General features: G+C 52.1%; 18 protein-coding genes. 3 read left to right on the forward strand and 15 right to left on the reverse strand.

The genetic code is table 11. The features are described from left to right. Window positions 1-12 precede the first annotated feature (12 nt). From NYE33_RS35580 to NYE33_RS35595, 4 genes are all read right to left on the reverse strand, one after another. Window positions 13-861: a carbohydrate ABC transporter permease gene (locus NYE33_RS35580; RefSeq protein WP_341069997.1), complete on the reverse strand. Its 849-nt coding sequence runs from the start codon at window positions 859-861 to the stop codon at window positions 13-15. A gap of 56 nt (window positions 862-917) precedes the next feature. After that, entirely contained in the window at window positions 918-1,790 is an 873-nt protein-coding gene (locus NYE33_RS35585) for a carbohydrate ABC transporter permease (protein ID WP_081970408.1), read from the reverse strand. 54 nt (window positions 1,791-1,844) lie between these two features. Beyond that, on the reverse strand, window positions 1,845-4,727 hold the full coding sequence (locus tag NYE33_RS35590) for an extracellular solute-binding protein (protein WP_341070101.1): 2,883 nt from the start codon (window positions 4,725-4,727) through the stop codon (window positions 1,845-1,847). 138 nt (window positions 4,728-4,865) lie between these two features. Beyond that, window positions 4,866-6,227: an ABC transporter substrate-binding protein gene (locus tag NYE33_RS35595; RefSeq protein WP_042133768.1), complete on the reverse strand. Its 1,362-nt coding sequence runs from the start codon at window positions 6,225-6,227 to the stop codon at window positions 4,866-4,868. Between the two features lie 491 nt (window positions 6,228-6,718). Between NYE33_RS35595 and NYE33_RS35600 the strand changes: the two genes are divergently transcribed. Continuing rightward, entirely contained in the window at window positions 6,719-7,723 is a 1,005-nt protein-coding gene (locus tag NYE33_RS35600) for a LacI family DNA-binding transcriptional regulator (RefSeq protein ID WP_341070000.1), read from the forward strand. Between the two features lie 347 nt (window positions 7,724-8,070). Further along, entirely contained in the window at window positions 8,071-8,574 is a 504-nt protein-coding gene (locus NYE33_RS35605; protein ID WP_042133764.1) for a hypothetical protein, read from the forward strand. 96 nt (window positions 8,575-8,670) lie between these two features. On the opposite strand, the gene NYE33_RS35610 is transcribed toward NYE33_RS35605, so the two are convergent. From NYE33_RS35610 to NYE33_RS35645, 8 genes are all read right to left on the reverse strand, one after another. Beyond that, window positions 8,671-9,609, reverse strand: a complete 939-nt coding sequence (locus NYE33_RS35610; protein WP_341070003.1) for an alpha/beta fold hydrolase — start codon at window positions 9,607-9,609, stop codon at window positions 8,671-8,673. Window positions 9,610-10,656: 1,047 nt separating this feature from the next. After that, window positions 10,657-12,024 (reverse strand): sensor histidine kinase, encoded by a 1,368-nt coding sequence (locus NYE33_RS35615; protein WP_341070004.1) that lies wholly within the window; start codon window positions 12,022-12,024, stop codon window positions 10,657-10,659. Beyond that, complete coding sequence (locus tag NYE33_RS35620; RefSeq protein ID WP_042133756.1) at window positions 12,021-12,695, reverse strand: response regulator transcription factor; 675 nt, start codon at window positions 12,693-12,695, stop codon at window positions 12,021-12,023. The genes NYE33_RS35615 and NYE33_RS35620 overlap by 4 nt, the downstream gene beginning before the upstream one ends. A 101-nt stretch (window positions 12,696-12,796) precedes the next feature. Next, on the reverse strand, window positions 12,797-13,672 hold the full coding sequence (locus tag NYE33_RS35625; RefSeq protein ID WP_042133754.1) for a radical SAM/SPASM domain-containing protein: 876 nt from the start codon (window positions 13,670-13,672) through the stop codon (window positions 12,797-12,799). Between the two features lie 55 nt (window positions 13,673-13,727). Continuing rightward, window positions 13,728-14,714: a Gfo/Idh/MocA family protein gene (locus NYE33_RS35630; protein ID WP_042133752.1), complete on the reverse strand. Its 987-nt coding sequence runs from the start codon at window positions 14,712-14,714 to the stop codon at window positions 13,728-13,730. A gap of 314 nt (window positions 14,715-15,028) precedes the next feature. Then, on the reverse strand, window positions 15,029-15,802 hold the full coding sequence (locus NYE33_RS35635) for an SDR family NAD(P)-dependent oxidoreductase (protein WP_197074332.1): 774 nt from the start codon (window positions 15,800-15,802) through the stop codon (window positions 15,029-15,031). Window positions 15,803-15,879: 77 nt separating this feature from the next. Continuing rightward, on the reverse strand, window positions 15,880-16,701 hold the full coding sequence (locus NYE33_RS35640) for an acetoacetate decarboxylase family protein (RefSeq protein WP_052421673.1): 822 nt from the start codon (window positions 16,699-16,701) through the stop codon (window positions 15,880-15,882). 24 nt (window positions 16,702-16,725) lie between these two features. Next, a complete protein-coding gene (locus NYE33_RS35645) occupies window positions 16,726-18,666 on the reverse strand; it encodes an oxidoreductase (RefSeq protein WP_042133750.1) in 1,941 nt (646 codons plus the stop codon). A gap of 119 nt (window positions 18,667-18,785) precedes the next feature. Here NYE33_RS35645 and NYE33_RS35650 point away from each other — a divergent pair, with 119 nt between their 5' ends. Further along, window positions 18,786-20,072: a PucR family transcriptional regulator gene (locus NYE33_RS35650; protein WP_042133747.1), complete on the forward strand. Its 1,287-nt coding sequence runs from the start codon at window positions 18,786-18,788 to the stop codon at window positions 20,070-20,072. Between the two features lie 442 nt (window positions 20,073-20,514). Here the strand turns inward: NYE33_RS35650 and thrC are convergent, their stop codons facing one another. From thrC to NYE33_RS35665, 3 genes are all read right to left on the reverse strand, one after another. After that, entirely contained in the window at window positions 20,515-21,903 is a 1,389-nt protein-coding gene (gene thrC / locus NYE33_RS35655; protein ID WP_042133745.1) for a threonine synthase, read from the reverse strand. A gap of 220 nt (window positions 21,904-22,123) precedes the next feature. Next, window positions 22,124-22,618: a CYTH domain-containing protein gene (locus tag NYE33_RS35660; protein ID WP_042133743.1), complete on the reverse strand. Its 495-nt coding sequence runs from the start codon at window positions 22,616-22,618 to the stop codon at window positions 22,124-22,126. 94 nt (window positions 22,619-22,712) lie between these two features. Continuing rightward, window positions 22,713-23,258, reverse strand: coding sequence for a hypothetical protein (locus tag NYE33_RS35665; RefSeq protein ID WP_042133741.1), 546 nt, complete (start codon window positions 23,256-23,258; stop codon window positions 22,713-22,715). Window positions 23,259-24,056 lie beyond the last annotated feature (798 nt).

Consider the following 24,056-nt stretch of genomic DNA (forward strand, 5'->3'; position numbering starts at 1 on the left):
TGCGTTCCCCCCTTAATCCTTCATTCCCGAAGTTGCCATGGTCTCTATAATCCGGCTCTGCGAGAACACAAACAGCGTGATCGGCACGCTCATCAGAATGAGGGCCACCGCTGCCGCCGGACCGGAACGGGCAATCCCTCCTGCAACCACCTGGCCCGCTGCAAAGTGCAGTGATTTCAGCTGCTCGCTGTAGATGAACCCGTTGCCGTCGCTGCCCCAGAGAATCTGGAATAACAGAATGATGAGTGTCAGCCAGGCTGGCTTAACATTCGGCATCACGATCGACCAGAAAATACGGTATTCGCTGGCCCCGTCAATCTTAGCCGCTTCCAGCAGCACATCGGGAATCTGCTCCATAAATTGCTTCATCAGATAGAGGCCCAGTGAATAGGCAAAGGCTGGTATGATAACTGCCCAGTACGTATCGATGAGGCCCAGCCAGGACATGATCATATAGTTTGGCATAGCCGTCACCGCCGGTGTGAACATCAGCGAGAGGACAACGATGCTGAACAGTGCTTTTTTGCCCGGAAAATGATGTTTGGCCAGAGGGTACGCTGCCGCCGAAGCCAGCAGGACATGCCCGATAATCCCTGCACCGGTAATGAACACCGTGTTGAAAATATACCGGGAGAACGGCACCCATGAATTCCCCAGCAGGTTGAACAGATCGATAAAGTTGTTCATCGTCGGGTGCCGGACAAACAGGGTCGGCGGGAAGATGAAGATTTCGTCCAGCGGCTTGAACGCATTATTAATCGCATACACCAGCGGCAAAATCATAAACGCCCCGAATACAGTAAGCAGGGCAAATAAAGAGAAGATGCCCCAGGCAGAGCGGTTCACCCGCTTCTTGGGCATCCGTAAAGGCCGGTTTAACCGTTTGGAACCTATTTGAAAGGGGGTATTCATGTCTTCTATTCACCCACCTTTCTAAGAAGCTTCTGCACCACCAGGTTGGTGCCTACCATGATGAAGAACAATACAGTAGCAATCGCTGAAGCATAGCCCATCTCGAACCTTGTGGTGCCAAAGTCGATCAGGTGCGTCACGATGGTCTCCGCTGCATAGTTCACGCTCGGGAATCCGGCCAGGGCAATCGAAACATCAGCTACGGCGAACGCGGTCGTAATCTGGATGACAGCACCGAACATCAGCTGCGGGCGCATGGAAGGCAAGGTGATATACCAGAGCTCCTGCCAGCGGTTCTTGATTCCGTCCACGGCTCCCGCTTCGTATAAGGTTCCATCCACGGTCTGCAGTCCGGCAATGAAGGTCAGGAAGCCCGTTCCCAGACTGAGCCATAACTGGACCAGGATGATGATCGGCATAATATAGCCTTCTGTCTTCAGCCACTGGATCGGTTCCAGAATGAAGCCGAACTTCAGCAGCAGCCCGTTCATGATCCCGTACCGGTCCCCGGAGAAGATCATCAGCCAGATGAAATAGACATTTCCCGAGATGGACGGGGCATAGAACACGAGCGTCATTACAGCTCTAAGCTTCGGTGACAGCTCATTGATGATCCAGGCGAACACGAAACAGGCGATATAGCTTATCGGACCTGTAATTACTGCGAACAGCAGTGTGTTCTTGAGGGCAATCAGGAATACATCATCCTCCAAAAAAAGACGCGTGTAGTTCTGCCACCCAATGAACTTCGGAAATTCCAGCATATTGAAATATGTGAAGCTAAGTACAACCGAGACCAATACCGGCAGCACCGTAAATACGGCGAACAACAGCATATACGGCGCCATCAGAATGTACGAATGCTTATTCGCTCTCATCTGCTGCCATTTCAGGCTCCACCAAGTTTGCACGCTTGACTCTCCCCCTTACCGCTATAGACCAAACTCTTTGCGTTTGGTGGTGATTTCGTCCTGAATATACTGGACATAGTCCATGATGGATTCCCTGGCTTCCACACCGCCGACCACTGTTTTGTAAAAAGCATTAAACAAATGCCGGCCTGTGAAATATCCGCCCGGAACCTCAGGAACCCCTTCCGCCCATTCGAACTGGGCTTTCAGATTCTCGTAATCGGCGATCGGCCAAGGCAAGCTGTCCAGCGCTTTGATATTCGCTGTCGGATAACGTGCGGCAGCGCCCATCAAGCCTTCCATCTCACGCCCGAACACCGTCTGGGTCTGTTCACTCGTCCACCACTTCATGAATTCCCAGGACGCATCCTTGTCCTTTGCTTTATCCAGCATTACGACTGCACTGCCGCCACTGGAGACTGTGCGGTCCAGCGTACCGTCTTCCTTCACGGTTCCGGGGATCGGCACGAAGCCCCACATGCCCCTGATCTCCGGAGCAAAGACAGACAGCTGGTTGTATAAGGTATAATCCGCGATGCCGATCGGCATTTCACCTGTACGGAAACGGTTGGCAAAGTCATATTCGCGTTCCAGCTTGTAATCGGTATAGAATTCGCTCCATTGCTTGAAGGTCTCGATTCCGGTACGCGAATCCAGATCTGACGCTTTGCCGCCATCGCGGTAGAATTGCCCGCCATTCTGGAACAGCAGTGCGGCAAACATCGAATTCGGCGGGATGTTCTGTCCCTGCACTGCCGATTGGACCACTACGGGCAGGCCAAACTGCATATGATTCTTGCTGAGCACCGCGAGCAGTGTGGATACCTCATCCCAGGTCTGCGGAACCTCAAGCTCCAGCTCCTGCAGAATGTCCTTGCGGTAGAAGAGCATATTGAAGGTCTGGGTCTCAGGCAGGGCATAGACACCGCTGTCATACCGGTAAGGCAGCACCGCACTCTCGCGGAAACGTGTGCTCACTTCCCCGAAATCCGCAAACTGCGTCAGATCTGCCGCCGCATTGCGCATTGCAAAGTTAACCGGCAGATCATTGCCGATCTGCATTGCCACATCCGGCCCTTGTCCGGCCAGGGTCGCCGGAAGCAGCGTGGTCATGTTGACCAGCTTCAGATTGACATTAATCCCGGTGGCTGCGGTGAACGTCTCATCGATCATCGCCTTCATCGTATTCGCCTGATCCCGTCCGCTGCCGATCCATACGGTTACCGACTTCTGGTCATCCTCATCCGACACATTGCCGATCTGGTTGTAGTCGGTGAAGAAGGACGTGAAGAAGGCTGCGGTCTCATGCTTCAGCTTCGCGCCGAAGCCCATCCCTTTCTTCGAGAGCTTCTGATCAGGTGAAGCTATGTAGAGCGCATCCACTTCAAGCGGCTGCTCTCTTGCCGTCTGGACCCAGGTGCCGAGTCCGCCGGTATTCGTCTTGTAGGCGGTAAGTCTTTTGGGGACCGTATCCGGGTCCTCAATCATCTCGTCCAGCTGCTCGGCCATCGTCTTGAGCAGCGCTTCCTGATCACTGGATTGTCCGGATAAACGGACCAGTTCCTTCGCAATCCCCTTCAGGCGGTCGCGCTCCGCAGCGAATACCTCCAGGAGGCCCGGAATCTTCCGGTCCAGCTGGTAATCCCGGTACTCATCCGGCTTCGTTCCGGTAATCATCAGAATCTTGCGGTACATGGAGTTGAGATTGTACAGGCTGTTCTCTACCTCGCGGATGAGCGGGGCGAACTCGCCAAGGCTAACCTCAAGCCTTACGACATGTTTCCCTTGTTCGAGCTTGTATAGATAGGGCTCATTGCCGCCCATAATGTCCAGCCGATAAGAGCTTTTATACCGGAAAGGAACCTTGGCCATTTCCGCAAACGGGACGGTACCATCAATGGTCAGCTTCCGGGTTGAATAGATTCCCCGCACATAATTCTGCTGCGTCTTGAAGGCCAGCTTATAGAATCCGGTCTCAGGCACATCCACTTCCCATTCGATCCACTGACCCGGTATCCGCCAGTTCAGCCCGCCAATAGTGTTAATTTTAATTACAGAAGAACTGTACGGAGTCACTGCCGGGCTCGAACGCTCATTCAGCGGGTACAACGTCGGGGAGGATTTCGCCGTTGCGTCTTCTGCCTGAACGGTCAGGAGCTGGCCGCTTACGGCCTGAATGCCTTCGGAGTCCCACGCTTTCTTCGCTTCTTCGTACGGCAACGGCGCACTTTGCCTGAACAGCTTCAGCTGCTTAATCAGTACAGGTTCTCTTGAAGATTCCAGCGTTAGGGTATGTGTGCCGGCGCTGAAATAAAATAAAAACGGCTCATTCTCATAACCGTCAGAGTCCTGAAACGCCTTCTCGCTCCAGACCGGCCGCTCCACCTGCCTTGGCCGCAAATCATTGCCCTGGTTGTCCTGGATCAGCTGATCCGACTGATTATCCCAAATCCGGTCAAACTGCAGGAACGCTGCCTCCTTGAAAGGGAGCTGCCCGTCAATATAGAAGGCGCGCTCAATAGCCGAACTTTTCCCTTCGACGGGATAGTACAGCATCGACAAGTTATAGAAGCCGGCTTCCTTAATTTGAACAGTCCACTCGGCCTTGCCGGTTTCACCGGTTAACAGCGCTTCACCGGCCATACCTTCGTAATCGGACCACTTCTCGAAGCCGCCGCCTTCTACATGACTATAGTCAGCCGCCTCCAGAATAATTTCCTGATCAGGTCTGGGAGCGTCCTTATGTTCAGCCAGATAGGCAACGTATTTATTCTCTTGATTCGCGGCAATCTCTATGGGTTCGCCGGGAGCCTGCTCATTTGCGGCCACAGCCTGCGTAGTTGTCTCAGCCTGTACATTCAAGCCTGCCGGAAGCATGATCAGCAATGCTACAGCAGCAAGCATTATATTCTTGGCTATTTTGGATTGACGCTTTTTATCTGTCACCAGAAGTCCTCCTTACAAGCGGAAATCTTATATCCATACAATAGGGGGAGTCACCAAGACATCCCCCCGTTGTTATGACGATCCGGAACCCTCCTATTACTTGCCTAGCTTAGCAATGGAAGCTTCTGCTTCCGGCTTATACTTCTCGGCAGTCGCAGTAACCGATTGATTGTCTACAATAATGTCCTTCATATAACCGTAAGTCGGATATTCCGGGTAAGCGGTTTCAAGCAGGATCTGGCCTGTGTTATTGATATGTTCATGCATCATAGCGACATCTTCTTCATGTGCGTAGATACTTTCCAGCCATTCCTGGCTAGGGAAATCACCGGTTTGTGTAATATCATAGGTATCTTCAAAAGCCTGATAGACAGCCTGCGGATCTTTCACACCTTTGGGAACGAAGAATGCATTCTTGCCGTTATCGGCATAGGTAACTTCAGGCGATCCGGAAGGTCCGTTAGGGAAAGGAACCACACCGAAATCGAAGGTCAGATCGCCCAGGTTCCAGATCGGAGCCGGGAACATCGCTACATCGCCATCCTTGAAGGTATTGAACTCGTCATAGCCGACTTTGTCTGCGCCTTTGACTTTGACTACGTTCTCTACGTTGTACAGACGGTTAATGAATTCAGCCGCCTCAATAACCTTCGGATCAGTCAGACCCTGAGTGCTTGTTGCTTCATCCACCAGCTTGCCGCCGTTGGCAGCGGAGAAGTTGCGCAGCATATCGATTGCCCAGCCCGAGAAGCCGTAAGTATCGATTTTGCCGTCATTGTCCGTATCCTTGGTGGCCTGCTTGGCAACTTCAACGAACTTATCCCAGTTCCACTGTCCGCTGGCATACAGCTCCTGCAGGTCAGGAAGCCCCAGCTTCTTGAACAAATCACGGTTGTAGTGAATACCGGCTCCCCCAACGCCAGGTTCAGCGAAGGCATAGTCCTCATTAGCAATTTTAGGCGCCTTCACCAGCAGATTAGCTTCGTTGTTGATATTGGAAGCCGCTGTTGTATATTCGCTTACTTTCATCAGCTGTCCCTTGAGGATCGCAGGCCAGGCCGAGTTGTACTCCATAATTACGATATCAGCAAAAGGTTCCCCCGTAAGCGCGGTTGCCGTGAATTTGGGCATGAATTCTTCGAAGGGAACATTTACAAATTCGAACTTGCAGTTGTACTTTTGCTCCACTTCAGTAATCTTGGCCAGACGTTCCTTCTCGGATGCGGAATTGCCCGCAGGCTTCAGATCCCACCAGGCCGCTACCTTAATTACACGTCCGCCCATATCAACAGGGGCTGCCGTCGGTTCCGCTGTTGCTTCTGCCACTGCCTCTGTAGCAGCAGGCTCAGCCGTCGCATTGGCCTTGGTATTATTGGCTGCATTGTTGCCGCCGCTGCAGGCTGTAAGTAAAAAAACAAAACACAATAATAAAACTGAATACCCCTTTATCTTTCTCATCCGTCAAACCTCCCATGATAATTGATAAATGATGAATACTTCAGTGCTGCCGCATCTCTTATAAAGCGCTTACAATGCTGGTTAAAAAAATAACAAAAGCCCATTTACCTTTGTTTGTTTTTCACACCGCCCCTATTTGTTATTGTTTATTTGTTTTTCTTAGCATAACAAATATTACCACCAGGCAGGAAAATGGTCAATAATATTTTATTAAAAATCCTTATTTTAACATAATAAAGGCTTGTTTACGTGGGAAAACCGCTTATTTCTTGTCGGAAGTGTATACCAATGTTATCTTAAGAATAACAAAATAACAATATATGAAAACAAAATTATAATATTTAACCGAATTTATAATAACAGATAGATTCATAGACAATACCATTTTCAGAAAACTAAAAAAACAAGTGTTAGTCTACTCTTCTTCATGTAAAATTGGAATGTAGTTCTTCTGAGGAGACTAAATAAACTGACTAAAGTAGGATGATTTCATGCGGCGTAAAGTAACTATCCAATCCATAGCAGATTTTACGGGGCTATCTAAATTTGCAGTGTCACGCGCATTATCCGGCAAACCCGGTGTAAGCACACAGACCAGAGATATGATTTTCAAAGCCGCAGGGCAGCTCGGATACTTTAAAGACTCAACCGCTGCGCAGCCTCCGGGTGAGCTTATTGATCTGGATGCCCGCAAATGGTCGGGAACCATTCTGATCTTATTTCCCAACATCCGCTACCAGAATCCGGACTCCTTATATTGGGGCCCGCTGTTCAACGGCATCTCTACCCGGCTGGATCAGCGGGGCATTAATGTGCTAACGCTGACAGAGCCCAAAGATGATTCAATGTTCTCGCTCCTCAATCCCGAGGCCATCATGGGGGTCATTACAGTCGGCTCCATTTCCACACCGATTCTGGCAGAGATCAGGAGTCTCGGCATTCCGGTCATGATGGTGGATCACTACGACCCCAGCTTTCCGTGCGATTCTATCTTTACCGATAATCTGTCCTGCATGAGAGAACTGATGAACCTTGTCATCAAGAAGGGCTACCGCAGCTACCAGTTCCTCGGCAACATCCGCGATGCCCAGAGCTTCTATGAACGGTTCCTGGTCTTCCGGGCCGCACTTGAGGATAACGAGATCGAACTTAAGCAGAACCCTTCCCTTAACGGGCCGGAGATTGATAATTTCCGGGAAACCTTCACTGCGGCTGTTACCGAACACGGTCTGCCCGAGGTTTTTGTATGTGCTAATGATATCTACGCTTTGTTCGCCCTGGAGACGATGGAGATTATGGGTATGCCCGTTCCTGACAATCTGGTGTTTACCGGTTTCGATAATACGCACCCCAACCTGCCGTTCCTGGCAACCGTTAATGTAAACAAGCAGCTGCTCGGTACAAGAGCTGTAGATCATATGCTGTGGAGAATCCTGAATCCGGGTACAAGCTATGAGAAGATCCTGATTCAGGCAGATCTTATTGTCAGGGACTGAGGTAGGTAAGCCGGGCGTAAGTAGTAGAACATAATTATACTACGGGTAAATCAAGTGGGAGCTTAGCGGCTGCGCATGGAGCCAGCCATTCTACCACTGGAACTTCGGCGGGTCCTCATGGCCCATCCATGTGCGAAGCGGACTGAAATTCCTCTATCCTGCGGGATCTGGGGAAATTACGGGGGGATCGGACTGAGATTCCGCTAAGTCTCCTAATCATCCTCATTTTAAGCTCAAAAGAACAATATAACGGAATCTCAGTCCGTTTCAGCCTTATTATGAGGTTTTTTGGAGAAATAAGGGAATCTCAGTCCGCTCAGACCTCCATCTAAAGGTGGTAATGATATATGGCTGCTTCAGAAGATAACAGCTTAGACACCCTGACTTTTGAAATGTTGATTGATATATCCAAGAAATATACGAATCTCTCTAAGCATAAACGGGTATTAGCTCCGGTAGTTACTTCAACTATATCTCTATATGTAAATGGACTTAGGTTAAATGAAGACGAGGGTGAAGTATTTGTAGTCACTGAGTTCTTCGAATCCCTTACCCGTCAAGGGAGAATCCCGATGTATACCTGCTCTTGTGGTATTTTTGGTTGTGGAGGATTTTATATTGATGTTCTGTATAAGAAAGAAACAGTCATTTGGGGTACAGAACAAGCTACTTTCACCAAGTACATTTTCACAAGGGACAATATCGTACGTGTTGCGGAGGGATTGATTAATAAGCTGGTGGAATTACACCAATTGTTACAGGAGCATGAGCTTCAGACTTTTCATGACATTGAAGCCTATAAAGAGAAGCTTGCCTGGTTTCTTAATCCCGTAAATAATCAACTAAGCTAACTACAATTATCATCACAAAACAGCGGCAATCCAAGACTTGTTACTGTCCCGGGCTGCCGCTGTTTCTGTTTACCAGAATATAGCGCAAAGCTTCTATTATTTAACCTGTTCCATGAACGCCTTATAATCCTGGACGATCTCTTTAGACAGGGTGTGGTGTAGGTAATGCTCCCCTTCAAGCGGGATCAGTTTGCCGTGCACAGAATCCTTCACTTGCCCTTCATGCAGCGTCTGCCAGCCCTCAACATCTGTATTATTAGCCTGTATGAAGAGGAGCAGCGGGAGCTCCTTAGGGAATGCCAAAGCCTGAGCCGCTGTAAAGTTATCATTGAAATGTTTCATTTCATTCATAGTAGTGTCGTTGCTGGAGTTTTTATTCGAGATCATTTTCATCTGCTGCTTGATCTGATCATCATATGGCAGTCCGGCATACGGGTCACCGCTCAGCTTCTTGAGCATTCTCATCAGACCTGAGTTGTCCAGAAACTTAAACAGTCCGATGGGCATTTCAGCATCCATCCCGCCTTGTGTCGGCACACTGCTGTCGATTCCGACAAAAGCAGTCACTTCGTCTGTGTACTTGTTCACATAATCCAGTCCGTATATGCCGGCAATGGAATGCCCCATCAGCGTGTAACGGTTAATACCCAGCTGCTGCAATGCCTCATGAATTTCACTGGCAATATTATCGTTAGTCCGTTCCTTATCGGTTCCATCACTTAATCCATAGCCGAACGGCTCAACCGCTACTACCGTGTAATGCGGAGACAGCTCCTCGATCAGAGGTTTGAAATCCAGTGCCGGAGCGCCCGTGCCATAACCAGGCAGCAGCACCACAGTTTCCTCGCCCGTCCCTTGAATCAGTACATTCATCTTTTTGCCGTCTACAGGCACCAGCTGGCCGTAAGACTCAATTTTCCCCTGCTCCGATTTGCTGCTGATAATATTCACTACAAACACAACAGCTAAAAAAAGCACTATGGCGATCATTATGGCCGCAATAGATTTAAGCGTAACCCTAAGCCATTTTTTCATTATACATGCACCTGTCCTCATCGTTTGATTAAGATCCTTACGAACCAATAAGGTAAGCTTACACAATGAAGATGTACTCCCCGTGACGGCAATATGAACTGAATATGAACAGCTGCATACAAGTGGAAACGGCTACGCCGTCCTATAAGGACGGGGTGTTTCAGCGAGCAATAGAAGGATAAGTTACCGTGCGAAACATATAAATTCTTATATTTGAACAAAATCACCTTTATGGGTGAATCAAGTGCACTTTTGCTCCTCATTCCGTTTGCCGCTCACTTTCGGCGGAATTCAGGGGCACTTCTGACCCTCATTCCCGCTTGCCGCCCACTTTCGGCGGATTCAGGGGCACTTCTGACCCTCATTCCTGCTTGCCGCCCACTTTCGGCGGATTTAGAGGGATTTATCCCTTTAATTTCCCCGTGCCGCCCACTTTCGGCGGAACCGGAGGGATTTATCCCTTTAATTTCTCCATGTCGCCCACTTTCGGCGGAATCAGAGGGATTTATCCCTTTAATTTCCCCATGCCGCTCACTTTCGGCGGATTTAGAGGGATTTATCCCTTTAATTTCCCCATGCCGCTCACTTTCGGCGGATTTAGAGGGATTTATCCCTTTAATTTCCCCGTGCCGCCCACTTTCGGTGGATTTAGAGGGATTTATCCCTTTAATTTCCCCATGCCACTCACTTTCGGCGGATTCAGAGGGATTTATCCCTTTAATTTCCTCTTGCCGCCCACTTTCGGCGAATTTAGAGGGATTTATCCCTTTGATTTCCCCATACTGCCCACTTACGGCGGAACCAGAGGGATTTATCCCTTTAATTTACCCATGCCGCTCACTTTCGGCGGAATCAGTGGGATTCCGGTCTCAAGCACTAATTCGTCCTCTACAGACAGTTCCTGCTCCAAATTCCAATGTAACTTATCCACAATATTATGCACATATTATCCACAACAGACGGATATCATACTTTGCCAGTCAATGAAAAAAAAGCTGAGGCCCTGTACAAGCCTAAGCTTGAGCAGGTTGCCTCAGCATGAACAGACTAATCCGCCGGTGCAGTGACCGGCAGGGTGACAATGAAGCTCGCGCCCCGTCCCGGCTCACTCTCCACCCGGATATCGCCTTGATGGAGCAAGACGATTTGCTTAACAATGGCCAGTCCCATACCGCTTCCGTTATACTGGCGGCTGTGGGAACGGTCAGCCTTGAAGAACCGTTCGAAGATCCGCTTCTGGTCCTCAGGCAAGATCCCGATGCCCGTGTCGGATATCCGCACGGTCACGTTCTTATAATCTTGCTTAATACTGACGCTGATCACACCGCCATCCCTGGAGAATTTGATGCTGTTCCCAAGCAGATTCGTCCACACCTGATTGAATTGATCATGGTCAGCCGTCAGCCGGACGGCCTTCAGATGAAGCTCGAAGCTGATGCTGCGGGCCGACCATTGCGGCTGGAGTGCCACGATCACCCGTCTGATCTGTTCATCCAGGCTGAACGTGGTGAGCTGGAGCTGCTGTGACTGCGATTCAAGCAGACTCAGCTTCAGCAGACTGTCGCTCATCTTGGACATCCGCTCCGCTTCGCTGATGATAATATCCAGATAACGGTTCCGCTCGCCCTCCGGGATATTCATCTGCTTAAGCGCCAGCGCATACCCGGATATGGAGGTCAGCGGTGACTGAACCTCATGCGACACATTGGTGACGAATTCCCTGCGCATCTGCTCCAGCTGCTGCAGATCACGCATCATCTCTTCGAAGCTGCGCGCCAAAGTACCAAGCTCACCCTTCTGCTTAATATTCAGCTTCACATTGAAGTCTCCGGCTGCGATCCGCCGGGTCGCGGTGGTCAGCTTTTTGATCGGCCGGACGAGGAACATAGCAGCCACCAGAATCACAAGACTTCCTGATCCTAGCGAATAGAGCGAAAAGTTCAGAAGCCATTTCAGCAAAAAAGGGGTGGACGGGGGACCGGTGGATTCTACAAACAGCGCTTTCGTTCCTGCATCCGTAGGGAGCGGCAGCCCCAGAAGAATAGTGGATACCCTGCTCGGATTGACTTGAACAATGTCCCCGGCCAATACTTGCCTCACTTGCTCCATAGTCACTCTAGCCGGCTTATTTCCGTTAAGCTCACCGAAAGACTGAAACTGGCCCGTCTGTTCATAAATCCGGATATGGTAGGATTCAAGTTGTTGCATTCCATGTACGAACGCATCTGCCTCACTCAGCGGGAAGGCGTCATAGATCCGCACAATATCCTGTCCGAAGCGCAGCAGGGGGAGCTGCAGATTCTCGTTTAATTTATCTCTGAACAGCCATGTAGCCACAAAAAAGGAAATAACCGTCCCCCCGATTACGGAGACCAGGAAGGTCAGGACAACCCGGGTATATAAGGATTTGATCATTCGGTAACCTCAAGCCGGTAGCCCAGCCCGCGCACAGTCTCGATGCGAAAATCAGGTGTAGCCGTAAACCGTTCCCGCAGCCTCTTGATATGCACATCTACCGTCCGGTCATCCCCGGGATAATCAATTCCCCAGATCTGATCGATCAGCTGCTCACGCGTATAGACTTGTCCGGGTGTCCCGGCAAGCTTGTACAGCAGTTCGAACTCCTTGAGCGGCAGCGACAGCGATTCCGTCCCGCTGATCACCTTGTAAGTCTGCCGGTCAAGTGTAGTGTTGCCGATCCGGATCATCTGTGCGCTGCCAATCCGGTACCGTTTGAGCAGCGCCCTGACGCGGACCGTCAGCTCCAGCGGATCGAACGGCTTGGTCAGATAATCATCCGTGCCCAGCTCGAACCCCTTCACCTTCTCCCATGTCTCGCCTCTGGCCGTCAGCATCAGCAGCGGAAGATCGGGATCGGCTTTTCTAAGCTCCTTGCATAACGTCCAGCCGTCCATCACCGGCATCATAATATCGAGCACGACAAGATCGACATGCTCTCTGGCATAGACCTCCAGTGCTTCCTTGCCGTCCGCGGCTTCAGCTGTTGTGTATCCATCATTACGCAGAAATAGGCAGACGAGTTCGCGGATGTTCGCATCGTCGTCTGCAACAAGTATAGTAGGCATCCGTTCCCTCTTTTCGCATTGTCCGGCCTGTAATGATATTCAGAAATAAGCTTAACTTCCCCTGCGGCAGCTTCCTGTATTCACCAGCACCCGCTAACCCGCTAAGTTCCGAACCGCTGCCGGTACCCGCATTTGCGGCACAGCTCCTCGACTGCCTCCCGGCGGGAGAAGCCATAGAACAGGTTGTTCGCCCGCTCACCCTCAACAATCTCGGAGAACGGCTTCTCGTGAATGTTGCCAAGATTGATTACCCCTTCGCCATCGAGGCAGCACGGCACAACCGTGCCGTCCACCAGCACCGCCGCCTGGCTGCGCAGCGCATGGCAGAAGCCCTTGCCGTCGTCCTCCGGCTCGTGCAGAGCCGGCCATCTGAACTCGTGATCCTGGTTCAGATAGACACGCGGGGCAATCTTCACCCCGCTGCCGGGGACGACCTTCTCTTCAATCCGGAAGTCGAGCCCGAAGGCCTCCTCCAGCAGAGCCAGCGTCTCGCGGTTGCGGCTTTTCTCCAGATTCGTCCGGTTGTCCTCCGTCAGGTTCCACAGCCTGAACGAGACAATGACGCCCTGGGCGGATATCTCCCGGACGAAACTGATAATCTCCGACACATAGCCTTCGCGGTTCTCGGAGCCCGCATGGCCGTCGAAGCTGTGCAGCGAGAAGTTCATCTGCCGCAATGCCGGCTTGCCCAGCAGCTTCGGCCCCGCCTTATGGATCAGCGTGCCGTTGGTCGTGATGTTGACCTTGAAGCCTTTGGCATGCGCTGCATCCAGCAGCTCGCCGAGCTTCGGATGGAGCAGCGGCTCGCCTTTGACATGCAGGTAGATATGATTGCTATGCGGTTTAATCTCATCGAGTATGGTATTGAACGTCTCCAGCTTCATGAAATTCTTCTGCCGCTCGGTTGGCGGACAGAAGCTGCAGGCCAGGTTGCAGACGCTTGTAATCTCGATGTATACCTTTTTGAAAGTCTTCAAGTTCCGCTCCCCTTTTCAATCGTACATCCTAATCCGGGCCATGCAGCCCGTACAGCTATAGATCCGAGGCGTAGCGCAGGCCGATCTGGCTTCTTGCTTCCTCCATCAGCTCGGCAACCGCCAATGAATTGGCATGACTGTTAGTTCCGCTCTCCCGCTGGCCGCTCTTCAAGAGATGAATGAACTCCTGAATCTCATAATACATCGGCTCGAACACCTGCGGCAGCGTAAGCTCTTCGATGGTCCCGTCACGGTAATGGATTTTGACCTGGTAGGGCTGATTGATCTTGTCGATGACCATCGTTCCGTTCTCACCCTGAATCTCAGCCGGCAGATAAGAGTCGGCGATCTTGGAATGCATGACCACGGCATCCATATCCGGATAACGCATTACCATACTGCCTTCGCCGTCCACTCCGGAGGAGAGCATCATGCCCACTGCCTTCACCGAGTCCGGCTTGCCGAACAACGCCACCATGGGATACAGGCAATAGATGCCCAGGTCCATCAGCGAGCCGTTCGAATATTCCGGATTGAAGGCGTTCAGCACCGTGCCCTGGCGGTAAGCATCGTATCTCGATGAGTATTGACAATAACCGGCGAAATATCGCCGCACTTGACCCAGCTTATATAAATTATCCCGGATTACGCCAAAATTCGGCATAAAGGTTGATTTCATCGCTTCCATCAGCAGCACATCATTGCTGCGCGCCGCGTTAATCATTGCCTTCAGCTCTGTGCTGTTAGAGGCAGCCGGCTTCTCGCAAATGACATGCTTGCCATGGTTCAGACAGATTAAGGACTGCTCCGCATGCATCGAATTGGGGCTGGCGATATAGACCGCGTCCACCTCTGCGCCGGATACCATCTCCTCCAGATCCGTATAGATCGAAGCTCCTGCATATTTTGCGGCAAAAGCCCGTCCCTTCTCCTCTGTACGGGAATACACGGCTGTGAGGATAAATTCCTCATTCTCCAGTCCGGCTTGAACGAAGCGGTCAGTAATCCAGTTAGTGCCTACGACCCCGAAACGAATTGTCATGAATGATCCCGTCCTTTTTTATAAATATAAGACTATATATCCGAACACAATTAAATATCCTTCTATTTACCGCCGAGCCTATCCCATCCTTACTCAGGACAGCAGAAGGGTTTCAGCATGTCATACTGATCTATAACTGCTATTTTCTCATTCCGTGGTAGGTATGTCCACTTTTCAGCCGTAATTTCCGACAAATTCCGCTAGATTCCGCTTGTGAAAAAAAGCACCTGCATAAATGCAGGCGCTTCGTCTAATATGCAATGTTTATGCAGTGTTTATGCAATCTTTTATACAGCTTCTATACGATGCAGCTTCTATACAATCGTCCAGCCGCCGTCTACAAACAGAGTCTGACCGGTAGTGTAGCTGGAGGCATCCGAGGCAAAATACAGCACCGCCCCGTTCAGCTCCCCCGGATTGCCGGGCCGGCCCATCGGACAGACCGCATTGTACATCCGCAGCGCCTGCTCGGTGAACAAAGTGTTCTCCGTCATCTCGCTATGGAACAGGCTGGGGCCGATCGCATTTACAGTAATGCCGTCCTTGGCATACGTAGCCGCCACACCCCGGGTCAGGTGGATCACTCCGCCTTTGGCCGCATTGTAGGAATGGGTTGGAATCGAAGCCGATGCCGTGAGGCCCAGCATGGAGGCGGTGTTGATGATTTTGCCGTATTTGCGATCCTTCATGTGGCGGATGACATGCTTCGACATCAGGAAGACACCCTTCAAATCTGTATCGAGGACGCGGTCCCAGGCTTCTTCCTCCAATGCATCAATCGGCACAGAGTCCACCACACCGGCGTTGTTCACCAGAATATCAATTTGGCCAAAAGCCTCCATCACCTTAGAGACTGCGGCGATAATCTCATCTTCTTTTCTCACATCACATTCAACAGGGATAATCCGCCGCTCCGGATATTTGGCACGAAGCTCTTCGGCCACTGCTGCCAGCTTCTCGTATCGTCTGGCCAGAATGGCCACATCCGCACCCTGATCAGCCAGCATGTCAGCGAACTGCACACCGATTCCGCTGGACGCACCGGCAATAATGGCTGTCTTGCCTGTTAAATCAAAAAGGTTGATCATCAGAATCCTCCTCAAATTTGTCAGATTAGCCTATAACAATGAATGCATCTGCTCTGATCCCGCACCGGAGTTTCCCGTTATACGGAGCTCTCCGCAGCCTGAGGCTGCAGCTTGTTCTCCCACCAGTCCCAGCGGAGATAACAGTAGGGCAGGAACTCCATCGGATGTAGCGGCTCCAGCACCCTGCCCTTCTCCAGCACATTGGTACTGACGGTATAGACGGCGCCCAGCATCTTAACGACTTCAAGCTCGCTCCACGGATCATGCGGGGATTCCTGGAACATAACCGATGCTTCCGCAGCTTTATACACCTTGACGTCGCTGACCAGACGCTGGGTCACGAGGATTGGCATAAGGTCGAACCCGTTTCCGTCCACCGCATTGGAATATTTGATATTGTACAGCGGGATGTCCCTGCCGTAGAATTGCTCCAGAATCCCTTCAGCTTCAGGATCATTGAAGACTTCACCCATTTGAGCGTGTATGCTGAAAAAATCAATCCCCTGCCGGCCGATCGAGCCGCTGATGGAGTCACCTTCTACCTGCATGCGGACATCCGCCATCTTCTTCGGCAGCCCGCACACCTCACGGCCCATCGCCATGCCAATGTCGCTGGTGATCGGCATCGACAGGCAATAGTTGCCCAGCTCCCCGTTGTAATCGGCCAGCACGAACAATCCGGCTTCACGGTAAGGCGGACAGAAATTCGTTGCCGGGTAATCGGCTATAAAGGCATTCACCAGCGGCCGGCCCGCAGGCTTCAGCGGCTTCGGCAGCAGCCGTTCAATAATCTCCGGCTTCGTCTCCCAGTAGACCGTCAGCATCTCCGCATCATAAAAGGTCGTCGGTTTGCCTCCGTACTGCCGGATATCGGCCAGGCTTTTCACAAAACTCCCCATACATGATCCCTCCTCGAATTGGTATTACTTCAGCACATAAGCGGTCTCGAAGCCGGACTGGATGGCCTGGCCAATTCTGCCCGGCTTCGCGGCGTCGCCAAGCACCTTCACCTGCGGCATCGCCCGCTTAAGCTCATCCACGAAACCGCGTTCCGGCTTAACACCGATGGACAGCACTACGGCATCGGTATCCTGAACGGAAATATCACCCGTTGATACATTCTCCAGCACTACAGCACCCTCCCGCACCTCCACCAGCTTCGTTGAGGCCAGCAGCTGTACACCGTTCTTCTTCAGCCGGGTGACGATATCGATCAGGTTCGGCAGATAGGCATCGGGTCCGACCCTCGGCTGCATCTCCACCACAGTGACCTGATTCCCCTGTTCAGCCAGATATTCCGCCGTCTCCAGACCTGTCATTCCTGATCCAATTACCACAGCCCGCTTATCCCTGATTACTGCCGCCCCGCTGAGCACATCCACCACTGTGCTGACATGCTCACCAGTCACTCCGGGGATTGCCGGAACAATTGGCCGGGCCCCGGCAGCTACGAATACCGCGTACGGGTCAAGCGCCTGCAGCTCCTCCAGCGTTGGCTTCTCTGACAGCCGCACATCCACATGCAGCTGTTCCAGCTGATGCTCCATGCTGTCCAGGAACCAGTTCAGCTTCTCCTTCAGCGGCGGACGGCTGCCCAGCTCCACACTGCCGCCCAGCACATCGCGCGCTTCGAACAGCACAGGCTTGAACTTCCGCTGCGCCAGAACCCGGGCTGCCTCCATGCCTGCCGGTCCGCCGCCGACCACGGCCACGACTCTGCCGTCTCCGTTCTGCTGCGGCTCAGGGAATTCCAGCTCCCGGCCTGCCCTGGCATTGACCGCACATTTGATCACCTTGCACTCCATCACTTCCTGGATGCAATACAGACAGGAGATACAGGTTCTGATCTCTGCTTCCCGGCCTTCCGCAGCCTTATTGCCCCACTGCGGATCAGCCAGCAATGCTCTGCCAAGCGCCACGAAATCGGTATTGCCTTCTTCCAGCAGACTCTCGGCAAAATCCGGTTTGCGGATCACATCACAGGCGATGACCGGAATCTGCACGGCCTGCTTCATTGCGGCGGCAAGATGCTTCTTCCAGCCCTGCGGATAGGAGATCGGCTCGATAATCGTATTCGACGACTCATAAGTGCCAGCGCTTACATTAATGCAGTCCACACCGAGCTTCTCCAGCTGCTGCGCGGTAAGCAGCGCTTCTTCGAGCGTAATCCCGCCCGGCACGAATTCATCCCCGTCAATCCGCACAGAGACCGGGAAGCCTGCTCCGCAGGTCTTCTTGATCCCCTGCACAATCTCGCACAGGAACCGCATCCGGCCTTCCAGTGCTCCGCCGTATTTGTCGGTCCGCAGATTGGTCAGCGGGCTGAGAAATTGACCGATCAGATAGCCGTGGGCGCCGTGAATTTCAACCCCGTCGATTCCTGCCAGCTGGGCAATGTACGCCCCGAAGACGAATTTGCCCACCAGCACTTCCACTTCCTCTGTCGCCAGCTCCCGGGGCATTTCACCGATGGCTGAGGACATGACTGCACTCGGGGCGACAATCTGCTTGCCGCCGATCAGTCGGCCATGATTCTGCCGGCCCGGATGCTGGAGTTGTAGGAATATCCGGCTGTCATGGCGGTGTACAGCCCGGGCCAGCTTTTCCAGGCGGGGAACATACAGCAGGTCGCTTGCGTTCAGCTGATTGGGTGTGCCCACTCCCGTCTCGTTGTCTACACGGGTAATTTCCGTAATAATCAGACCGCAGCCCCCTGCAGCACGTTCTTCATAGTAAGCAATCATCTCATCCGAGGCTTCGCCGCTGGCCGCAGCCAGTGATGTGCCCATAGCAGGCATCACAATCCGGTTCTTCAGCTCAAGGCGTCCTATTCTTCCTGCTGCAAACAGTTTCTCGTATTTCATCTGCTCAGCACCTCCACCCTTAGTGTAAGTCCGCCGAGACTTTGTGAATATATTTACAAGCGCCAAAAATCACTTCTTTATAGTGCACAGTGCACTATGATAATAAGGGGGCGATACCAATGGATATTTCCTTAAATGAACCGCAGCGTAAAAGACTCGAAACCGAGCATTTCACCGCAGCCTTGTTCACGGCATTCATCTCAGGGGCCGGCCTTGCCGGCATCGTGCAGACGGCTGCAGGACTGCTGCGTAATCCCGTGATTGTTTTTGACGCTAGCTTCAGAATTGTCGCCCATTCCGGGCGTGAGGATATCGATGATTACATCTGGAGCGAGAACATCCGCAAAGGGTACTGCTCTTATGATTTCATTGCGGCTGTGAACAGAATGGAGAGTGTCCGGCGGGGCAAGCAGAGCGATGCTTCCTACGAAGTGGCCTGTGAAGAAACCTCCAACACCAAGCTGATCTCCAAAATAAAAGTAGGCGGCAAACCAATCGGCAATGTGCTGCTCCTGGGCTGCAAACATCCCTTTCGGCCCATAGACAGTGAACTGCTGTCCCTCACCGCCACCGTGCTTGCCGAAGAAATGGGCAAGAGCAGCTACTACCGGAACGCCAAGAATATAAAAGTAGAGGATATCATCTGCGGGCTGCTGGAGCAGCAGCTGCAGGACAGCAATACCCTTCAGGAGCGGCTGCAGTCAGCTGACCTAAGACTCGGGAAGGACCTGCTTGTGCTGCTGTTCGATCTGACCGGATACGTCGATCCGGGGCGTTATGATGACTATTTAAGAGAGCGCTTGCAACTTTTATTTCCCGGCAGTCCCTGCGCCTATTATGAGGGACGGATTGTGCTGATTCATAACGGCAGCCTCTCCCGGGAGCTCGCCTTCGGGCCGCTGCAGGAATTCCTCGGCCAGACCGGAGTCAGTCTGGGAATCAGCAGCATATTCTCCAGTCTCAATCAGTGCAGACTGCACTATCTTCAGGCGCAGAGCGCTATCCGGATCGGCCGGATTCTCTGCCCGGAACGCCAATTGACCTATTATGCCGATGTCCAGCTCTACGAGCTGCTGCCTGCAGAGGTGCTGTCAGGCGGGGAGCAGCGCTACCGCCATCCGGAGCTCCGGAAGCTGAAGGAATACGATGCCGCCCATCAGTCCAGCCTGTACCACACCTTCTACATCTATCTCAAGCATAACCGCAATATGCAGCTCGCTTCCGAAGAGCTGTACATTCACCGGAATACCCTCCGGTACAAGCTCGACCAGATCAGCAGACTGCTGGAGACCGGCTTCAGCGATTCTGAGAAAATGCTCGCCTACTACGTTTCCTACAAAATCGCCGATTTCTGCGAGAAGGCCCGGGAGCAGCAAGCGCAGCAGGAGGCGCTGCCTTTGCGGTAAGGGAAGGCCCGGTATATTGGCCGGGTGGCGAGGAGCTGCTGCTAACTCTGGCTTGATGGGCGGGGCGCTGCCAATGCTGGCTTGACAGGCGGCGAAGGCTGCCAAGCAAGTTTGCTGGGCGGTGCGCTCTGCTGCTAACGCTGGCTTGATGGGCGATGCGCTTACCCTTACTCATACACACGCACACTCTTACCCATCCCCCTCCTCTTACTCATACACACGCCCACGCTCTTACTCAGCCAGGAAGCTGCCTGGCCGGATTTCATAACTATATAGAGTCTCCCCGAGACTAGCCGCAGCATTGATGCAGCGCGGCGGCTATAGCACTATTCGTTACAAGACACTAAGCACAGAACATAAACAGCCCCCGCTCCAGAAGGAGAGCGGGGGCTGTACTATTCCTATTCAGAGAGCGGGGACCTGTATAGACCCCCGAACCTTTTTAACCGTAAAAAGCCTGCAGCTGGCGCACAATCTCCGCCTTATCATGATCGACCACAACCTGATGCTGCGGTAGCTCGAACAGGGCAGCAATCTGTGCCGGGAATTCCTGCTTGATGCCGGTCAGGGCAATCGCCTCGTCGAACTTGGCCGGATGCGCTGTCGCGAAGGCGATGCTTGTCTCACCAGGGGCGCTGAATTTCTCGTAAGCCGCAACCCCGCAGGCCGTATGAGGGTCCAGCAGATAGCCGGATTCCTGCTCGTATTTGCTGATCGTCGCAAGGCATTCCGCATTCTTGACACCCAGCGCCGAGAAGTCGGCCTGCACCCGGGCAAACAGTTCGCCGTCAACCGTGATGGCCCCCTCACTCTGCAACGCAGCCATATATTCGGACAGCTTCACTGTATCCTCACCGAGCAAATAATACAGATAACGCTCGAAGTTGCTTGCTACCTGGATATCCATTGACGGGCTGTAGGTGCCCGTGAAGCTGCCCGGTTTGTATTCGCCGGTTAACACGAACCGTTCGAGAATGTTGTTCTCATTGGTGGCGATGATCAGCTTGTGGATCGGCAGCCCCATTTTCTGCGCCAGGAAGCCTGAGAAAATATTGCCGAAGTTCCCCGAAGGCACGCTGATATTCACCTTCTTCTTGTCACTCTCCGGAAGCTGCAGGTAGGCATAGAAATAATAGACCGTCTGCGCCAGAATACGCACGAAGTTGATCGAGTTGATCGCCCGCAGGTGATACCGTCCCTTGAAGTCGAGGTCGGCGAACAGCTCCTTGATGATCTTCTGGCAATCGTCGAAGTTACCCTCTACGGACAGGTTCAGCACGTTGCTGTCATCCACGGTCGTCATTTGCAGCTCCTGCACCTTGCTGACCTTGCCATGCGGATGGAGAATACAGATTTTGATGCCTTCCTTGCCGCGTACGCCCTGGATTGCAGCCGCTCCGGTATCGCCCGAGGTTGCGCCGAGAATATGGATAATTTCGCCCCGTACCTTGGCAATATAGGAATACAGCTCACCCATGAACTGCAGCGCCACATCCTTGAAGGCAAACGTAGGCCCGTGGAACAGCTCCAGCACATACAGGGAGTCGTTTACTTTGTGCAGCGGCGTGACTTCCGGAGCGCGGAAATTGCCGTAGCTGGTGTAGACCATTTCTTTCAAGTCATCATAGGGAATTTCATCATTGGTATAGTAGGAGAAAATCTCAAGGAACAGCTCCTGGAAGCTGAGGCTTCTCCATTCTTCAAGCTTTTCAGGGGAAACCTTAGGAATCTGAAAAGGCACCATCAACCCGCCATCATCCGCCAGTCCCATCAGAACCGTGTCAATAAAGCCTCTTGCTTCCACCTTGCCTCTTGTGCTTACATACTCCATACCCGTCTCATCCTCCTGAACCCCTCTTTATTTAACCAGCTGATATTAACTGACCATATAACAATACTCGCCATCATTCTTAAGTTCAGCTTATATGGTGCTTAATTTTACTTTACATAGTAACACGTTTACGCGTTAAAGTCCGTTAATTATTGGCGTTATTTTTAAAATAAAGCGAAGTTTCGCACGCATCCTATTCACCGCATTATGCCTATGGACACTATTTGTTCTGCAGCTGCTTCCAGACGGTTTTGTTGCTGTACTTCTTCTCTGTGCTGACATCCTGGCCGAACCATTCCGGGGCGATGAAGCTCTCCGCTTCCTCCAGCGAATCGAATTCAACCTCCAGCACCGTAAGCTCCAGCTGAGTATAGAGATCAATCTCCACCGTTGTGCCGTTCCATACGCCTGTGATGCGGGTTTTGACCAGTGCTACAGCTTTCACAGCCTCGATCATCTGATTATATAAACCTGCCGAAATGGAATATTCGATCTCCTGGCGGCTGATGCCTTTGCCATCCTTGAACGTATGTGTATAAGAAACTTCGCCCGTATCCAGGTCGGTAATTTTGCGTACCCGCAGCTCCTGCCCGTCCTCAATCGCTAAATACGTCTGGTCAATGCTGTGCCGGGTGAGCACCTTCAGCTGTCCTTCTTCAATAAGCCGCTCCGGGTATTCCGGCAGCAGGAATTTGCGTTCAATCTCCATAGCCATGCTGTTTCTCTCCTCTGTGTACGAGCCTAATGTTACATATTATTTATCATCATAGGGGCGGGTCCTACGCAAGTCAACCGGAAGCGGCGGATTCTCACGGAAACAGGCGGTCGATCGACCCGATGTCATAATCGTTGATGATTTTAAAAGATCCGCTGCTGTACTTGTCTCGCCGGGAGGAGTCACCGATTGAGATATACTTGGCGTCATCCACTCTAATCGAGAATCGGTAGTATTTGTTCACATCGATATGAATCCAGTAGCTTCTGGTGAAATCATGGGAAGCATAAGAGCTTCTTAACTTCACGCCGGCAAAAGCATTCATGATCCCCGCGATTTCTGCCGGATCGGTCACCGTGACCACGACGTCATCAGCCGTTTCCGGCAAAGACCGGGTAATTTCTATCGAGGTGATATCCTGCAGGCTGATGCGGCTGGACACCCTTGCCTCGAAAGAGGTGAACATCTGTACAATCGTACCTACGTGATAAACCGCAAGCCCCAATAGGAAAATAATCAGGAAGACCCGGCCCAGCGTAAGCTTCTTCCGCTTTTCCGGCTTCCCCCGCCTTCCAGGCCCTCCCCGCTCTCCCGGCTGCTCCACATTCTCCGGCCCGTTCAACCGTTCCGTCTCCGTCACTCCAAGCACCTCCTCCGAAATCAAGCATTGCTTCCATTATATACAATATTGGTTACAGTAAAAACCTCGCTTGCCAGCTATGTATGCTAAAACCCGCTCTTGCCCGGGTGTACAGGTACAAAACCGCTCGTTGGGCAAATGCGGGTGGATGTTAGCGGAAGCATAAAGTATGGGTGAGGGATTGGCGGGAGCTGCGGCTTGCGAGAGCTGCGGCTTAGCGGGACGGCGGGGATTGCCGGATTTGGCGGGACGGCGGGACTTGCTAAGGCTTTGCCACCCCTCGACTAGTATGAGAAATGAGATTCCGTTATTTGGTCAGATCAGGCGAAATCACTGGCCAATCGGACTGAGATTCCGCTATGTGTTCCGAAATCCCTCATTTTAAGCCCGAAGTCACAAGATAACGGAATCTCAGTCCGCTTCACTCCACCGGCGATCCCACTAAGGCCCACTTTCGGCAGATTCAGGGGCACTTTTGCTCCTCACCCCTGCCCGCAACCCACTTTCGGCGGATTCAGGGGCACTTTTGCCCCTCGTTCCCGCCTGACGCCCACTTCCGGCGAACTTCATTCCTCTCTCCAGCCCACTTCCCTCGGATTCAAAGGGATTTATCCCTTTCATTCCTCCATACAACCCACTTCTAGCGGATTTAGTGGGATTTATCCCTTTCATTCTTCCATACAACCCACTTCTAGCGGATTTAGTGGGATTTATCCCTTTCATTCCTCCATACAGCCTACTTCTAGCAGATTTAGTGGGATTTATCCCTTCCATTCTTCCATACAGCCCACTTCAGGC

It is taken from the genome of Paenibacillus sp. FSL R10-2199 (genome assembly GCF_038000235.1).
Classification (GTDB): Bacteria; Bacillota; Bacilli; order Paenibacillales; family Paenibacillaceae; genus Paenibacillus_AQ; species Paenibacillus_AQ phytohabitans.

Excerpts from the sequence above, each read along its gene's own strand:
- NYE33_RS35590 (WP_341070101.1), bottom strand. The coding sequence starts at position 4,727 with ATGCTTGCTGCTGTAGCATTGCTGATCATGCTTCCGGCAGGCTTGAAT.
- NYE33_RS35660 (WP_042133743.1), bottom strand. The coding sequence starts at position 22,618 with ATGGCTATGGAGATTGAACGCAAATTCCTGCTGCCGGAATACCCGGAG.
- NYE33_RS35620 (WP_042133756.1), bottom strand. The coding sequence starts at position 12,695 with ATGCCTACTATACTTGTTGCAGACGACGATGCGAACATCCGCGAACTC.
- NYE33_RS35615 (WP_341070004.1), bottom strand. The coding sequence starts at position 12,024 with ATGATCAAATCCTTATATACCCGGGTTGTCCTGACCTTCCTGGTCTCC.
- NYE33_RS35605 (WP_042133764.1), top strand. The coding sequence starts at position 8,071 with ATGGCTGCTTCAGAAGATAACAGCTTAGACACCCTGACTTTTGAAATG.
- thrC (WP_042133745.1), bottom strand. The coding sequence starts at position 21,903 with ATGGAGTATGTAAGCACAAGAGGCAAGGTGGAAGCAAGAGGCTTTATT.
- NYE33_RS35635 (WP_197074332.1), bottom strand. The coding sequence starts at position 15,802 with ATGATCAACCTTTTTGATTTAACAGGCAAGACAGCCATTATTGCCGGT.
- NYE33_RS35640 (WP_052421673.1), bottom strand. The coding sequence starts at position 16,701 with ATGGGGAGTTTTGTGAAAAGCCTGGCCGATATCCGGCAGTACGGAGGC.
- NYE33_RS35650 (WP_042133747.1), top strand. The coding sequence starts at position 18,786 with ATGGATATTTCCTTAAATGAACCGCAGCGTAAAAGACTCGAAACCGAG.
- NYE33_RS35585 (WP_081970408.1), bottom strand. The coding sequence starts at position 1,790 with ATGAGAGCGAATAAGCATTCGTACATTCTGATGGCGCCGTATATGCTG.
- NYE33_RS35580 (WP_341069997.1), bottom strand. The coding sequence starts at position 861 with ATGCCCAAGAAGCGGGTGAACCGCTCTGCCTGGGGCATCTTCTCTTTA.
- NYE33_RS35630 (WP_042133752.1), bottom strand. The coding sequence starts at position 14,714 with ATGACAATTCGTTTCGGGGTCGTAGGCACTAACTGGATTACTGACCGC.
- NYE33_RS35600 (WP_341070000.1), top strand. The coding sequence starts at position 6,719 with ATGCGGCGTAAAGTAACTATCCAATCCATAGCAGATTTTACGGGGCTA.
- NYE33_RS35595 (WP_042133768.1), bottom strand. The coding sequence starts at position 6,227 with ATGAGAAAGATAAAGGGGTATTCAGTTTTATTATTGTGTTTTGTTTTT.
- NYE33_RS35610 (WP_341070003.1), bottom strand. The coding sequence starts at position 9,609 with ATGAAAAAATGGCTTAGGGTTACGCTTAAATCTATTGCGGCCATAATG.
- NYE33_RS35645 (WP_042133750.1), bottom strand. The coding sequence starts at position 18,666 with ATGAAATACGAGAAACTGTTTGCAGCAGGAAGAATAGGACGCCTTGAG.